Origin of the sequence: Fontibacter flavus, assembly GCF_042432905.1 — a bacterium.
GTDB classification, from domain to species: domain Bacteria; phylum Bacteroidota; class Bacteroidia; order Cytophagales; family Cyclobacteriaceae; genus Fontibacter; species Fontibacter flavus.
Map to the genome: position 1 here is coordinate 1 of NZ_JBHLWI010000038.1, position 13469 is coordinate 13469.

At 37.9% G+C, this 13469-nt stretch carries 14 protein-coding genes; 9 read left to right on the top strand and 5 right to left on the bottom strand.

Annotated features, from left to right (window positions below):
- The first annotated feature begins 995 nt into the window (after positions 1-995).
- Positions 996-1544, top strand: coding sequence for an RES family NAD+ phosphorylase (locus ACFFIP_RS13675; RefSeq protein ID WP_382388229.1), 549 nt, complete (start codon positions 996-998; stop codon positions 1542-1544).
- Between the two features lie 75 nt (positions 1545-1619).
- The gene (locus ACFFIP_RS13680) at positions 1620-1910 is read left to right on the top strand and encodes a hypothetical protein (protein WP_382388231.1); all 291 of its coding nucleotides are present in this window, start codon (positions 1620-1622) and stop codon (positions 1908-1910) included.
- A gap of 45 nt (positions 1911-1955) precedes the next feature.
- Here ACFFIP_RS13680 and ACFFIP_RS13685 read toward each other — a convergent pair whose 3' ends face one another.
- Positions 1956-2255, bottom strand: a complete 300-nt coding sequence (locus ACFFIP_RS13685) for a hypothetical protein (RefSeq protein ID WP_382388233.1) — start codon at positions 2253-2255, stop codon at positions 1956-1958.
- 801 nt (positions 2256-3056) lie between these two features.
- A complete protein-coding gene (locus ACFFIP_RS13690; protein ID WP_382388235.1) occupies positions 3057-3431 on the bottom strand; it encodes a hypothetical protein in 375 nt (124 codons plus the stop codon).
- Positions 3432-3577: 146 nt separating this feature from the next.
- Between ACFFIP_RS13690 and ACFFIP_RS13695 the strand changes: the two genes are divergently transcribed.
- Both ACFFIP_RS13695 and ACFFIP_RS13700 read left to right on the top strand, forming a co-directional pair.
- Entirely contained in the window at positions 3578-4039 is a 462-nt protein-coding gene (locus ACFFIP_RS13695; protein WP_382388237.1) for an Xre family toxin-antitoxin system antitoxin, read from the top strand.
- 5 nt (positions 4040-4044) lie between these two features.
- Positions 4045-4506, top strand: coding sequence for an RES family NAD+ phosphorylase (locus ACFFIP_RS13700; RefSeq protein WP_382388239.1), 462 nt, complete (start codon positions 4045-4047; stop codon positions 4504-4506).
- A gap of 59 nt (positions 4507-4565) precedes the next feature.
- Here ACFFIP_RS13700 and ACFFIP_RS13705 read toward each other — a convergent pair whose 3' ends face one another.
- Entirely contained in the window at positions 4566-5900 is a 1335-nt protein-coding gene (locus ACFFIP_RS13705; RefSeq protein ID WP_382388241.1) for an amidohydrolase family protein, read from the bottom strand.
- Positions 5901-6029: 129 nt separating this feature from the next.
- On the opposite strand from ACFFIP_RS13705, the gene ACFFIP_RS13710 reads away from it, so the two are divergent.
- From ACFFIP_RS13710 to ACFFIP_RS13725, 4 genes are all read left to right on the top strand, one after another.
- Complete coding sequence (locus tag ACFFIP_RS13710) at positions 6030-6785, top strand: TspO-related membrane protein (RefSeq protein ID WP_382388243.1); 756 nt, start codon at positions 6030-6032, stop codon at positions 6783-6785.
- A gap of 127 nt (positions 6786-6912) precedes the next feature.
- Entirely contained in the window at positions 6913-7524 is a 612-nt protein-coding gene (locus tag ACFFIP_RS13715; RefSeq protein ID WP_382388244.1) for an NAD(P)-binding domain-containing protein, read from the top strand.
- Between the two features lie 117 nt (positions 7525-7641).
- Complete coding sequence (locus ACFFIP_RS13720; RefSeq protein WP_382388245.1) at positions 7642-8754, top strand: DegT/DnrJ/EryC1/StrS family aminotransferase; 1113 nt, start codon at positions 7642-7644, stop codon at positions 8752-8754.
- A gap of 89 nt (positions 8755-8843) precedes the next feature.
- Positions 8844-9446, top strand: coding sequence for a sugar transferase (locus ACFFIP_RS13725; protein WP_382388246.1), 603 nt, complete (start codon positions 8844-8846; stop codon positions 9444-9446).
- Positions 9447-9448: 2 nt separating this feature from the next.
- Here the strand turns inward: ACFFIP_RS13725 and ACFFIP_RS13730 are convergent, their stop codons facing one another.
- A complete protein-coding gene (locus ACFFIP_RS13730) occupies positions 9449-9847 on the bottom strand; it encodes a group III truncated hemoglobin (RefSeq protein ID WP_382388248.1) in 399 nt (132 codons plus the stop codon).
- A complete protein-coding gene (locus ACFFIP_RS13735) occupies positions 9844-11088 on the bottom strand; it encodes an alkaline phosphatase family protein (protein ID WP_382388249.1) in 1245 nt (414 codons plus the stop codon). The genes ACFFIP_RS13730 and ACFFIP_RS13735 overlap by 4 nt, the downstream gene beginning before the upstream one ends.
- 240 nt (positions 11089-11328) lie before the next feature.
- Here ACFFIP_RS13735 and ACFFIP_RS13740 point away from each other — a divergent pair, with 240 nt between their 5' ends.
- Positions 11329-13464, top strand: coding sequence for a M3 family metallopeptidase (locus tag ACFFIP_RS13740; protein WP_382388251.1), 2136 nt, complete (start codon positions 11329-11331; stop codon positions 13462-13464).
- Positions 13465-13469: the final 5 nt, after the last annotated feature.

Consider the following 13469-nt stretch of genomic DNA (forward strand, 5'->3'; position numbering starts at 1 on the left):
ACAATTGCCAGTCTGATTTTTAAAAACTACCTTAGACATTGTTGTATTTTGTTCAACTCTAAAATAATAATTTTAGAGAAGATCAACAATAAAAAAAGGGTGTCTCGACTTTTCGGACACCCCCAAACTAATCTTGAACCAAATGAGATTATCTATCCTTAGCAGTTTTATCCTTAAAAAAAGTCAACCTCTTATCTCTCCACTTTTCAATCAGCTACAGCCCCAATTTATCACAGGCTTTAGTATGGAAAAATCCAGTTTATAGATCGCAATAATTATAATCCAAGACTTAGTCTTGGATTAGGGGATATAGGATTATTAACTTCATAAAAACTTAAATTGAATCATAATTACTTAATCAAATCTATAGAGAAGCCTATAACATCTTTTATCGTATTTAAAATGTTTTTTTTATATTTGGTAAATATAATATTTGAAAGGGTGAACAATGGAAAAAATATGCTAGAACAGGAAATTTACAACTCATTAGAAAACAAAAAAGGAGTTATATGGGAATTTACTTTAGCGATCAGGGTATACTATTACAAGTTATTTTCAGAACTTGAACCTAACTATTTTAATTTTTATAGTTTCACGACTCATAACATCGAATTGGAAGACATCCGATTACAAAATTTGGGAAATAGTACAGTCGATTTTGTCATAAATGGGACTATATATGATTCTTGTTCAGGTGAGACTATTTTCTCTAATAAATCTTTCCTTTTTAGTGCAAAGATAGGTTATGATATTCCAAGAAATGAAAAATTCGACTTTATAAGCTATAATGTATTGAAACTAGAAAAATAAGCCAGCTAGAAATGTCCACGCTCAGAGAAGATTTTATCAAAGATTTAGAAAAATTCAGAAATAAATTTCCATTTCCCTTTACATCGGAAAAGGAGAATGATGATTTTTTACTAACATATAAATATACCATTGAGCAGATTCAATTTTTTTGTGAGCAAGAACTTGATTATTTCCGGTTAAATACATTGAATGTAAAATCCATATTTGAAAACATTTATAGAAAGGTATCAAAAGTCATTGAAAATAAACTAAAGGATGATGATGAAACTGCAATCCATCATTTCAACGAACTCATGAAAAAATACAAAAAGAAAGATGAAGATCTATCCTCTAATGCTAATGAATATAATGGCAAGATGTCTTTTGATGAATTTCAATGTTTGGATTTGAAGGATTTTTTTCGAATTAGACCGGCTATTTGGGAAAATGAGAAAATAAAGCTTTTAACAAAGGAAGACCTTTTCCACATTAAATTTAATGAAAGGCGCAAATGCAAAAATTACAGATTCAGTATTTCTGGAATTCCAGCTTTGTACCTTGGGGACTCAATTGAACTTTGCGAAAAAGAGATTTTTTACGATAAGGATATTTCTCAATATTACGTCTCGCAATTTAGAAATCGTGATAATTTTAAAGTTATTACCATCGATTTTCCCGAATTGGCAATTTGGGGGTTAAAGAATGGTCATCCAGGTACAGTGGCTTTAAGGTTTTTTGCATATTTGCCATTTTAGGCAGCCTGTTTATTTAGAACAGCACCTCCTCATAATCATCTTTATAACCCTGAATACATAGTGCCTCAAATGTTAATGAGTTTTTTAAAGAAACATACCTATTTTGATGGCGTCAGATTTCCATCAACAAAATTCACTTACAATGAAAAAATCAAACCTGGATTTAATTATGCTTTTCCCGTGAAAGAACCAGATGGGGATGGTTTCTGTAAAAATTTAAAAAGAATATTTGATTGGACAGACCCAATACTTTCAGAGATTGGCTATGATAAAATGAAAAATACTTTGAGTGTTTCAGCAAGTAAAATTGGTAAGTCTCATAACTTTAGGAGAACAAGAGAAGAGTTTAGGTGTTCGGCAAAATGATTATCTATTATCTCGGAGAGAAGGCATATTTTAAAACACCCGAAGCTATTTTCCCCTTATTTTTCTTAGTTCTTTTTCCAGTGACAAGGTGGATATCCTTTTTTTGAGGATCAGATTTTCTTCTTTAATCCGTTTTACTTCAGTTTCTAGTTTGGAAAAATCTCCTTTTAAAAATTCTCTAATTATATAGACATATAATATAATAATAGAAATAATTCCGAGCACAGGATAAAAGTTTGATGCTGTGTATGAATTTTGATTTTTAAGTTCATTAATAAAAAAAACAACAATCAGGATGATGGCTAAATATAAGGTTGTAACAATTATTTGTGCAATGTTTTTCATAAGTTTTCTATTTCATTTAATGACTTTTTCAATCTTTCATTTTCAATTGTAAGCTCCAAAATTCTTTCTCGCTTTTCAAGAAGTCTAAACTCATCTATATTTTGGCTTTTATTGAAAAAAAATATAAAAAACATTATGCTATGTATAAAACCTATCAATCTAATCAGGATCACAATTGTTTCGTAGAAATGAAAGCGAAAACTTATTAGGTGATTTAAAAAGTACCCTATATTTTCCAACGATAATACCAAAAGACACAGTATTATCACATTAAATGAAAAAGCTAAAATTCTAATTGTTTTGGTTTTCATATTTATAAATTTATTGAAATTTATAGATTCGACAGGGAAAAAAATTAATCATTCCAAACTTATTTCTATAATCATCGAAATATTTTTAATATATGATTTTTTGATTTGATTCATGGTAAAAAAGTACGCTGATTGATTACTCCCCCAAATAACTCTTCAAATCCTTCTGCCGGAACAATAAATAACTCTTTCCTACCCTTCGTTATCCTGTCAAAACTTTTACAAACCCTTTCCCAATAAAGGGATTGACTTTATCTAGATAAACTTTCTGGATATTTAATTTTTAAGGCAGTTGAATCATTTTTGTAAGTATGATTATAATGATGTTGAAATATACAATTTATTGTAGTTATACATACAATACTGGCTTTCCGATTTAAACAATGATTCTGTATGACCCATTTTAAATAATGAATCCATGTGAAAGAAAGACTGACTTCTAGCTTTTCTACACCCGAAGCCTTGGATAATTCTTCCAACCATAACCATTTTAATCTATCCTCTCCGCATGAATAACAAAAACAGCCGGATGCCTTATACCCAGCGTTGTGCAAGCAATTGCTTCACTATCCAGTTTTTTTCTAATTCGGATCCGAAGTTTCATATTAGGTTCACCAAATTTATTCCTATCCAAGTTGAACCCTTCCCGTAAACTTTGATCCATAACATACTGGTTGCCAACTAAACTTTCAAGTCTAGCGATATCCTTTTCTTCAAATCTCAAAACATTTAACCTGCAATCCACACTCAAGCCTAATGTGGTCACCTCAAATTGCCCAGTAGGAAGATTGTGCTCTTCATCTTCCGGATCTGTGCAATTGGTGAAAAAAGCTAATATGCACAAAATTAGATAGTGCTTTTTCATGGATGTAAAGGTTTTTATTTGAGACGATGCAAACAGTCCTTTCGTTTCAAATAAGATATTGATTCTAAAATAAAAAAATCACTTCTTCCTTAATTCATTTTTGGACATTTTTCGTTATATTAGTGGACAAATTTCCATAGAAGACCATGTCTAAAAAAGCATCAAAAGTTAGCGAGCCCGAAGTGGCATCATACGGTAAAGCTACTTTCTCAGTAGATTCCATTCTTAATATGGAAATGGGCCACTTTGACGAGCCATTGAGCAGGGTAAAGACGTTCCGTGAGGGGCTTGGAAAAGATGCCTTCGAAAGCCTAAAAGCGATTGCTGGTTTAGATTACAACACCCTCGCTACAGCCTTGGGCATTTCATCCAAGACCATTCAGCGAAAGGAAGTATTTGACACTATCCAATCCGAAAAGATGTTTGAGCTGGCCGAGCTTTATGCCATGGGCATCTCCTATTTTGGACTGGAAGGCTTCAGGAATTGGATGGAGCGCCCCCTTTTTTCAATAGGTAACCGGAAGCCCTTAGACTTAATAGATGTGTCTGAGGGATTGGATATTCTAAAGTCAGAGATTATGCGTCTACAGCACGGGATAGCCATCTGAACTGCATGAAGGTCTATAGGATTGCCCTGACCCAATACTGCGACGACAGCGGTGAAGGAGCCAAACGCTTTGGAGGCAGATGGAACTTGCCTGGACACCCCGCACTCTATGCTGGAACAAGTATAGCCTCTTCCCTGCTTGAAAGATTGACCATAGATCCGGAGTTGTTTGCTTCTGACAGGTATGTCAAATATTCGGTAATGGAAATCAATTTGCCTGCAGAGCATATTTTCACCCCTTCCTTAGGCGAACTTCCTGCTGGCTGGAATTTGATACCTGCTACAAAATCATCGATGAATTATGGCACCGGACTATTGCGGTCCGGCCTACTGTCCTTTGCTGTGCCTTCAGTTGTGGATCCAAGTTCTTTTAACTATGTCATCAATCCTCTCTCTCCAAAATTCAACTTGATCAAATACAGGGTTTACCCTTTGCCTCTGGACAAAAGACTGATCAGAAGTGTATAAAATAATGCGAACTCAGTATAATTAGCCTATTTCTTATTTTTTCCTGCTTTCAAAAAAAATCACTCCACCAAATTCTTATACACCTTCCCATCCTTCATGATCAACACAAACTTTTCTGCGGGATTCGCAATCAGAGAAAGGTCGTTCAAAGGGTCACCGTCCACCAAAATCAAATCTGCCAAAGCCCCTTCTTCCACCACGCCCAATTTTCCGGGATAGGGACTTCTTAGACCCGAAAGCTGCAGCAATTCGGCATTGTCATGGGTGACCATTTTCAGGATTTCGGCATTGGTAAACCATTGCTGCAATCGGAGGATATAGGCATTCTGCTGTTCGTTCAATTCCGGTTCGAAAAGGAAATCCGTTCCCCAGGCAATCTTCAGTTTCATCTTTTTGGCTATTGGCCATAGTTTGGCCTGCCCTTCGATTACCGGTTTGCGCTTTTCTATCCTTTGCGGATCCATATCGGGAGTGCTCTCTACCAGGTTTTGGGTACTTAGCCAGATATTCTTTCTTTTCATCAACCGTAGTGTCTTTTCATCCAGCATCTGTCCGTGTTCCACACATTTGACACCTGCTTTGATGGCCCTTTGCACCGCTCTAGGGGTGTAAGCATGGACCATGACATAGGTCCCCCAATCTTCGGCAGCTTCCACTGCTGCGCGCATCTCATCAAAAGTATATTGGGTGACATCCACGGGATCATAGGCAGAAGAGGTTCCACCTCCGGCCATCAACTTGATCTGACTGGCCCCAAAACGCAGGTTTTCCCGCACCGCAGTCAAAACTTCATCCCTGCCATCCGCAATAATAGTGGCATTGAATCTTTCTGCCCTTGAGGGCTCTCCGAAAAATCTTCTGGACTGCTCTTCAGGCGTACGGAAATCCCCATGGCCTGCTGTCTGTGAAATGGTAGCTCCGGAAGGCCAAATCCTGGGGCCCTTTAGCTTACCTTGGTCAACCCCCATTTTAAGAGGAAAAATTGGCCCGCCTGCATCTCTAACCGATGTGAATCCACGCATCAACATACGTTCTGCATTGCCTCCTACTTTTTCCATGATTACACCCTCGGAAAGCATAGGTGACATCATCTCCCGCATGGTCAAGGCTCCAAAAGCCATATGCACGTGCACATCGATCAGGCCTGGCATAAGGGTCTTGCCATTTCCCTTAATTTTGATTACCTCTTCTATTGTCTGAATTGGTGCACTACTAATTGCTTTTATTTTATTTCCCTCTATCCAAACATTCATGGGGCTTGTCAAGGTGTTCGATTTCCCATCAAACACCTTCACATTCTCAAAAATAACAGAGCTTGTACTTTGACACTGAGCATCTAAATGATTAAATAAAATGCTGATAAATAATAGGATTGTAAAATAAAACTTTGACATATTACTTATAGGTAAAATAATTTATTTTACAAAACTAATGATTTGATCTAAATCCTCCACCCTTAAATAAGTTTTTTGTATACTTTGAAATGAGTGCTTAACTTGGATATTCATTCGATAATAAGATCCATGAAAAGAATTTTACTTTTACTCCTAAACACGCTCACTTTTTTCGTGACACTCTACTTAAATCACCTATATGGTTCTGGAGCAGGAGATCGGAAATCAGTAGGTGAAATCAGCAATCAATTCGATGTCTTGATCACGCCTGCAGGATACGCTTTTTCAATTTGGGGTCTGATCTATTTTTTACTGATAGGCTTTATTGTTTATCAATGGGTTCAGTTTTTTAAACATAAAAAGGAAGATTCTTTGGAAAAGACTTCTGTTTGGTTGGCTTTATCCAATATGCTGAATGCCCTATGGATTGTTGTCTGGACAGACGGACAACTTTTGTTATCTGTCTTTATCATTTTTTTACTATTGCTATCACTACTGAAACTTGGCAATAATCTGAATTTGGGTAAAGAACCTCAAATGCCTAGGATATTTGTTCAGTGGCCTCTAGGCGTTTATGTCGGCTGGATAATAGTCGCTTCGGTAGTCAACTTATCGGTGTGGCTATACACTACTGAAATTTTCTATCAGGCACAAGTAATATGGGCTTGCTTAGTTCTGTGCGTGGCGGCTGTGATCTATGCTACCTTTGCCTTAAAGGCTGGGATTTTAAGTGCAGTTTGGGTAGGGATTTGGGCTTTTGCAGCTATTGCTTTCAAACAATGGGGTAATGAAAGGGCTGTATCTATTGTAGCACTTGCGCTGATATTAATGCTGGTTTTTGTGATTTTTTTCAAGATGAAAAGCAATAAAAAGTATGCAAAATAGTGTGGTAAATAAAATTTGTTTGTATTAAGTATTTTGTTTAATTTCCAACGTTTATTCTGAGATAACTGCTTTAGACAACCAAATCGCCCCTAGTAATTGAGCAGTATTTCTATTTCTCTTTATACTTATGATTGGAATTTTAGGTGGTACCCGTTTAGCCCTTACTTTAGGACAGGCCCTTTCAGCCCGTGCTATAGATATTGCATATGGTGTAAGAAGTGGTTTTGTTCCGAACGAAATCGAGTGGAAAATCCTTAACATGTCTTCAAATAAGGTAAAGAGCTTTAAAGAGGTTATTGATATTTCCAGTGTTTTATTAATATGTTGTGAAAATGATTACCTAGAACAGGTGTTTGATGAGCTTTCAAATGCCGACATCAAAGAGAAAACGGTAATCGACTGTACCAATAGTGATGATCCTAAAATTTTTTCCTGCAATACAGATTTTATCAGAAGCATAGTGGATACCCCTAAAATCTTTAAGGCATTTAATAATCTAGGATTAGATTATCCAACATCTGATCCAATGGGTGTGGTAAAGGAGACTTATTACTGTGGTCCGGATATACCTGAAAAGCAAGTGGTCAAGCATTTGATTTCCATGATGGGCTTTAATGCTGTGGATGCTGGGGAAATTGAAAATGCCCCTCTTTTGGAGGCTATGTATCACTTGAGAAAAGAAATCAGTAGTAGAAGAAGTGCTAAAAGTGATTACCATTTTAAGTTGATTTCTGTCTAAAATTTTTGGCTCCGCATTTATTTAATAATCCCTTTTCTTTGTTATAGGATTTTTTAAGCTTGTATAAGCTATTTCTTTACCAGTATTATTTACTTTTACTCGATTGATTGACATTCCATGATTAAATTTTATGATCTCCAAAAAATCAACCAACAATATGCCGATGAGCTCAAACAAGCAGCCCAAGAGGTTATAGATTCTGGTTGGTACCTGTTTGGAGAAAAAGTCAAAAATTTTGAAAAATCTCTTCAAACCTACTTGTCGGCATCAAATGTCGTCACGGTTGGAAATGGTTTGGATGCGCTTAAGTTAATTTTTCAAGGATACATTGAGCAGGGGCAAATGCAAAGAGGGGACGAGGTTATCGTCCCAGCTAATACCTATATCGCTACTATTTTAAGTATCCTTGGGGCAGGTTTGATGCCGGTTTTCGCTGAACCATCGATTAATACTTACAATTTGGACTTGGATAATCTAGAATCCAAGATTTCCAAAAGAACCAAAGCAATCATCATTGTTCATTTATACGGCAGGGCATGTTGGTCCTCTGAAATGATGTCGTTAGCCGAAAAGTATGGACTGAAAGTTATTGAAGATAATGCCCAAGCAATTGGTGCAAGCTGGGGAGGAATTAAAACAGGAACGCTAGGTCATGCCTCAGCTTGTAGTTTTTACCCCAGTAAAAATTTAGGAGCATTAGGTGATGCCGGGGCAGTGCTCACTTCTGATTATCAGCTGGCAGCTATCATTCGGAAATTGGCTAATTATGGCAGTGATGAGAAGTATGTACATGATCTTAAAGGCAGCAATAGCAGAATGGATGAAATCCAGGCGGCTTTTCTGGATGTAAAACTGAAATATTTGGACAGCGAGAACCAAAAAAGAAGGGAGTTTGCAACACTTTATTTTGAAAACATTTCGCATCCATTAGTGGTTCTTCCCAGGATTTCTGATCCATTACAAAACCAGGAGCATGTTTGGCATTTATTCGTCATTCGGACAGCAAAAAGAGACGCCTTGAAAGAACATTTGCTGAAGAATGGTATCGAGAGTTTGATCCATTATCCTACACCTCCCTATAAGCAAAAAGCATTGAAAGAATACTCTTATCTACATTTTCCCATAACTGATAAAATTCACCAAGAAATACTGAGTCTTCCCCTTTCTCAGGTATCTACTTCAGAGGAAATTCATGAGATTTCTGAAGTAATCAATAAATTTGAGCAATAAATGGTTGAATTTTGCTTTAAATATTGTTAATTAGTGATAGATCAAGTGTTAAATCTTACTTTTAATTCGGTATTTATACCATTCGATTAATGGCAAAAAGGGTTTTTGATATTCTAATTTCTTCAATTGCTTTAATTGGGCTTTCTCCGGTCCTTTTTGTTACCGGTGTACTGGTTGCTATCAAATTGGGTCGTCCGGTTTTTTTCTTACAGACCAGGCCAGGGAAGGATGGAAAGCCATTTTACATCATCAAGTTCAGAAGTATGACAGAGGAGAAAGATGGGGAGGGCGTACTGCTTTCAGAAGAAATCAGGTTAAATGCTTTCGGTAAGTTGTTGCGTTCCACCAGCCTTGATGAATTACCTGAGTTGATCAATGTGTTGAAAGGAGACATGTCTCTTGTTGGTCCAAGACCCTTGTTGATGGAATATTTACCACTTTACAATGAAGAACAAAAACGTAGGATGAATGTCAAGCCAGGGATTACAGGATGGGCTCAGGTCAATGGCAGAAATGCCATTTCTTGGCCTGAAAAATTTGACCTGGATTTATGGTATGTAGAGAATCAATCTTTTTGGCTGGATCTTAAAATCCTGTTTTTGACCATTTATAAAGTGCTAAAAAGAGATGGTATTAGCCATGAGAATGATGTGGCCATGCCTAAATTTACCGGTAATAAACTTGTAGGCTAATATTACTGTCGGCCTTCCATAATCCTGAAAAACAGGATATGGGCCATTTTTCTGGCATGTTCCTTTGCATAATCAGCATGTTCACCTACAAAAAGTGTGTCAATAGTAGAAAACCATAGTTCTAACCAATTGCCAAAGTGAGCCTGTTCAATGCTGTGGTTAACTTTTCTGTCAACTTCTTTGTGAACCGGTACCGGACTAAACTTTCCTGCTCCAGGGCCGGTATTCAATAGAACCATTTCCCAGAAATCTGTCAATCTCTCAAGATGATGTTCCCAGTCATCGATTATTCCATTGAATATAGGTCCGAGATCTTCATGTTCCCTTACACGTGCATAAAAACTCCTGACGAGTAGGGAGACTTCCATTCTGCTTTGAATAGGGACTTTTGCTGAGATCATTTTTGTAAAATTGGTTCAAGTACATCAAGTTTTCCATCTATTTCTTCCGGAACAGGAAGATCAAGGATTTTGGCGATCAGAGGATAGATATGGATGTTTTGAAAAGGAGCAATTTTCAGTCCCTTTTTGATCATCGGTCCTTGTGCATAGAAAATCCCATGCATATCCCTATACCCTGGACTATAACCATGTTCACCATAAACATTGGTTTTGAACATAGCTGAGCGGTTTTGATATCCAACCATCCCCACAGATGTAGCCAGATAAAAACCCAGATCCGGCATGATCAAAATGTCCCCCAACCTGTTTTGGTATGTTTCGGTATTTCTGTAATAACCTTTATCCTGAACCCTTACGGCTTTGAAAGGACCTTCCAGAGCGTTCAGTTTGAGAAAAACTTCTTCAATCTCTAAGGGATTATCGAGATAGAGGTGAGCTAGAGCCCCATTGTTGATTACTTTGGCTGCAATACCTTCTGTAATATGGTCCAAGTTGAGAAGATTTTCTCTGGGAACATTGGTCATGCCATGGTCAGATACGATAAACAGGTTGATGTCAAGGTCAATACTCTTTAGGCCTTCAAACAAGGCCCCAAGTTCCTTGTCAAGTTTGTGGAGTTTTTTGGCCAATTCATCATCATTTTCCGGACCAAATCGATGGCCTATATCATCCATGTCAGAAAAGTACAAGGTAATCAGCCTTGGTCTTTCGTCTTCTGGAAGTTCCAACCATTCAAATACTTTCGATATTCTGGTTAGGTTGGATACGTTTGCGTCATAATTATGAAAATAACGTGGCTGAATACCCTGTACCAGTGCTTCTGTTCCCACAAAAAAATAGCTGGCAGCGATAAGTCCATGTTGTTGGGCCAATACCCAAATAGGAGTGCCCCCATACCAATAACCATCCTGAACGATTTCCCTGTTGTTGATCACATACACTTGATCCTTTTCCGGTTCATAGAAAGCATTGTCTACCAAGCCGTGATTTTCAGGCTTCATGCCGGTAGCAATGGTATAGTGGTTTGGGAATGTTTTGGTGGGAAAAGAAGGAATTAAGGCTTCGGCCGCAGTTCCTGAGGCAATCAGTTTGGATAAATTTTCGGGTTGAAATCTTTCAGTATAATCATACCGGTAACCGTCCAATGAAATTAAGATGACGTACTGCTCTTTTTCCTGTGCCATGCCAATTGTGCTCCATAGAGACAAGGCAAGGATTAGTAAATAGTTGGAAATCTTCATTGATAAATGATTTAGCCTTGGGCAAAGGTATTGTTGCTCTATGAAGGCTACAATTTTTTTTAAATTAAAGTTCTGGCATTATTAGTCTTGCAAATAAATCCAACTTAATCCAGGACAATGACAACCTAAAAACTACGACGACCTTTTAACCATTTTCTCTCTTTTAGCTTCAATTCTTTACTCTTCTCTTTATTTTCACCACAAACCTTATATTTGTATTCAAACCCAAATAAAAGTTTTATGAAAAAATCACTAATGAGCTTAGCCATTGCAGGTGCAGTGATGTATTCCTGTGGTTCAAGCGACCAACAATCAGAATCTATGAACCCATTCTTTGAGGCATACAATACGCCATTTGAAGTTCCACCATTTGACAAAATCAAAAATGAACACTTTGCACCTGCCTTGAGAGAAGGGATGAGGATTCAGCAGGAGGAAATTGATGTCATTGTCAACAATGCTGAAGCGCCTACTTTCCAGAATACCATTGAGGCAATGGAAAACTCAGGAGAATTGCTGAGCAAAGTAAGTACTGTATTCGGTAACCTCAACTCAGCTAATACCTCAGATGAACTGCAGGCAATCGCTAGAGATATGGCACCTGAATTATCCAAGCACAGCGACAACATTAGTTTGAATGAAAAGCTATTTGAAAAGGTGAAAGTCGTTTGGGACAACAAAGAGAATCTTGGACTGAGCCCTGAACAGCATAAATTATTGGAAAAAAGATACAAGGCTTTCGTGAGAAATGGTGCCAATTTGAATGAATCAGACAAAGAGAAATTGCGTGAGATCAACAGCAAACTATCTGTGTTGAGCATTCAGTTTGGACAAAATGTACTGGCTGAGACTAATGCTTATAAACTCTTCATCGATACAGAAGGTGATTTGGCAGGTTTACCACAGGAGCTCAGGGATGCAGCTTTTCAAGATGCAGAAATGGCAGGAGAAGAGGATAAATGGCTTTTTACTTTGCAAAATCCTTCTGTGATGCCTTTCCTTCAATATGCGGACAATAGGGAGCTGAGAAGACAAATCTGGGAGGCTTATCAGAGCAGGGGAAACAAAGGAGATGATAAGGACAACAAATCCATCCTCATCGAGATGGCCAACCTCAGAAGAGAGAAAGCCCAATTGCTCGGATACAAAACGCATGCCGACTATGTGCTGGAAGAATCCATGGCCAAAAATGCAGAGGGTGTTTATAATCTCTTGAATCAACTTTGGTCGCCTGCACTGGCAAAAGCGAAGGTGGAACTGGAAGAAATGCAGGAAATAGTAAAAGCGGAAGGCCATGACTTTAAAATTGAACCATGGGATTGGAGGTATTACGAGGAAAAACTGCGTAAGAAAAAATTTGACCTGGATGAGCAGGAAGTGAAACCTTACTTTTCTTTGGAAAAGGTGCAGGATGGCGTCTTTATGGTCGTGAACAAACTTTGGGGGCTAACTTTCTCTGAAATCAAAGATATCCCAACTTACCACCCGGAAGCCAGGGCTTATGAGGTGAAAGAAGCTGATGGTACCCATGTGGGTGTGCTTTACATGGATTTTCATCCAAGAGCTTCCAAAAGGGGAGGCGCATGGATGACTTCTTACAGGCCTCAACAAACTGTTGACGGACAAAGAAAAGCACCGGTGATTTCCATTGTATGTAATTTTTCTAAGCCAACCGGTGACAATCCAGCATTATTGACCTTCGATGAAGTGACTACTTTCTTCCATGAGTTTGGACATGCATTGCATGGATTACTCTCTAATGTTCAGTACAAGAGTTTGGCAGGTACATCCGTTCCTAGAGATTTCGTTGAGTTGCCATCTCAGATTATGGAAAACTGGGCCACTGATCCAGCGGTATTGAAGCAATATGCGATCCATTACAAGACAGGTGAAGTGATTCCTGATGCATTGATTGAAAAATTGAATAATAGCGGAACTTTCGGACAGGGTTTCGGTACAACTGAGTATCTGGCTTCTTCCTTATTGGATTTGGATTACCATACCCAACAAGCTCCCATTACCGTCAATGCTGATGAATTTGAAAAAGCTTCTATGGATAAAATCGGTTTGATAGGAGAGATTATCCCTCGTTATAGAAGTACTTACTTCTCTCACATTTTCTCTGGAGGATATTCCTCTGGGTATTACAGCTACATCTGGTCTGGCGTTTTAGATACTGATGCCTTTCAGGCCTTTAAAGAAACTGAGCTTTTCAATCAGGAGAAAGCACAGGCCTTCAGAAAGGAAATCTTGGAAAGAGGAGGCACAGATGAGCCAATGACCATGTATGTGAATTTCCGTGGAGCTGAACCGAAGATCGATGCCCTGTTGAAAAAGAGAGGCTTGGATCAGGTCAAAGTGGATAGGACGAAGTAAGAAAC

What these genes read in the sequence shown, in the direction of transcription:
- ACFFIP_RS13700 (WP_382388239.1), top strand. Translation starts at nt 4,045, where the DNA reads ATGAAGGTCTATAGGATTGCCCTGACCCAATACTGCGACGACAGCGGT.
- ACFFIP_RS13710 (WP_382388243.1), top strand. Translation starts at nt 6,030, where the DNA reads ATGAAAAGAATTTTACTTTTACTCCTAAACACGCTCACTTTTTTCGTG.
- ACFFIP_RS13725 (WP_382388246.1), top strand. Translation starts at nt 8,844, where the DNA reads ATGGCAAAAAGGGTTTTTGATATTCTAATTTCTTCAATTGCTTTAATT.
- ACFFIP_RS13705 (WP_382388241.1), bottom strand. Translation starts at nt 5,900, where the DNA reads ATGTCAAAGTTTTATTTTACAATCCTATTATTTATCAGCATTTTATTT.
- ACFFIP_RS13690 (WP_382388235.1), bottom strand. Translation starts at nt 3,431, where the DNA reads ATGAAAAAGCACTATCTAATTTTGTGCATATTAGCTTTTTTCACCAAT.
- ACFFIP_RS13695 (WP_382388237.1), top strand. Translation starts at nt 3,578, where the DNA reads ATGTCTAAAAAAGCATCAAAAGTTAGCGAGCCCGAAGTGGCATCATAC.
- ACFFIP_RS13730 (WP_382388248.1), bottom strand. Translation starts at nt 9,847, where the DNA reads ATGATCTCAGCAAAAGTCCCTATTCAAAGCAGAATGGAAGTCTCCCTA.
- ACFFIP_RS13735 (WP_382388249.1), bottom strand. Translation starts at nt 11,088, where the DNA reads ATGAAGATTTCCAACTATTTACTAATCCTTGCCTTGTCTCTATGGAGC.
- ACFFIP_RS13720 (WP_382388245.1), top strand. Translation starts at nt 7,642, where the DNA reads ATGATTAAATTTTATGATCTCCAAAAAATCAACCAACAATATGCCGAT.
- ACFFIP_RS13680 (WP_382388231.1), top strand. Translation starts at nt 1,620, where the DNA reads ATGAGTTTTTTAAAGAAACATACCTATTTTGATGGCGTCAGATTTCCA.
- ACFFIP_RS13740 (WP_382388251.1), top strand. Translation starts at nt 11,329, where the DNA reads ATGAAAAAATCACTAATGAGCTTAGCCATTGCAGGTGCAGTGATGTAT.
- ACFFIP_RS13685 (WP_382388233.1), bottom strand. Translation starts at nt 2,255, where the DNA reads ATGAAAAACATTGCACAAATAATTGTTACAACCTTATATTTAGCCATC.
- ACFFIP_RS13715 (WP_382388244.1), top strand. Translation starts at nt 6,913, where the DNA reads ATGATTGGAATTTTAGGTGGTACCCGTTTAGCCCTTACTTTAGGACAG.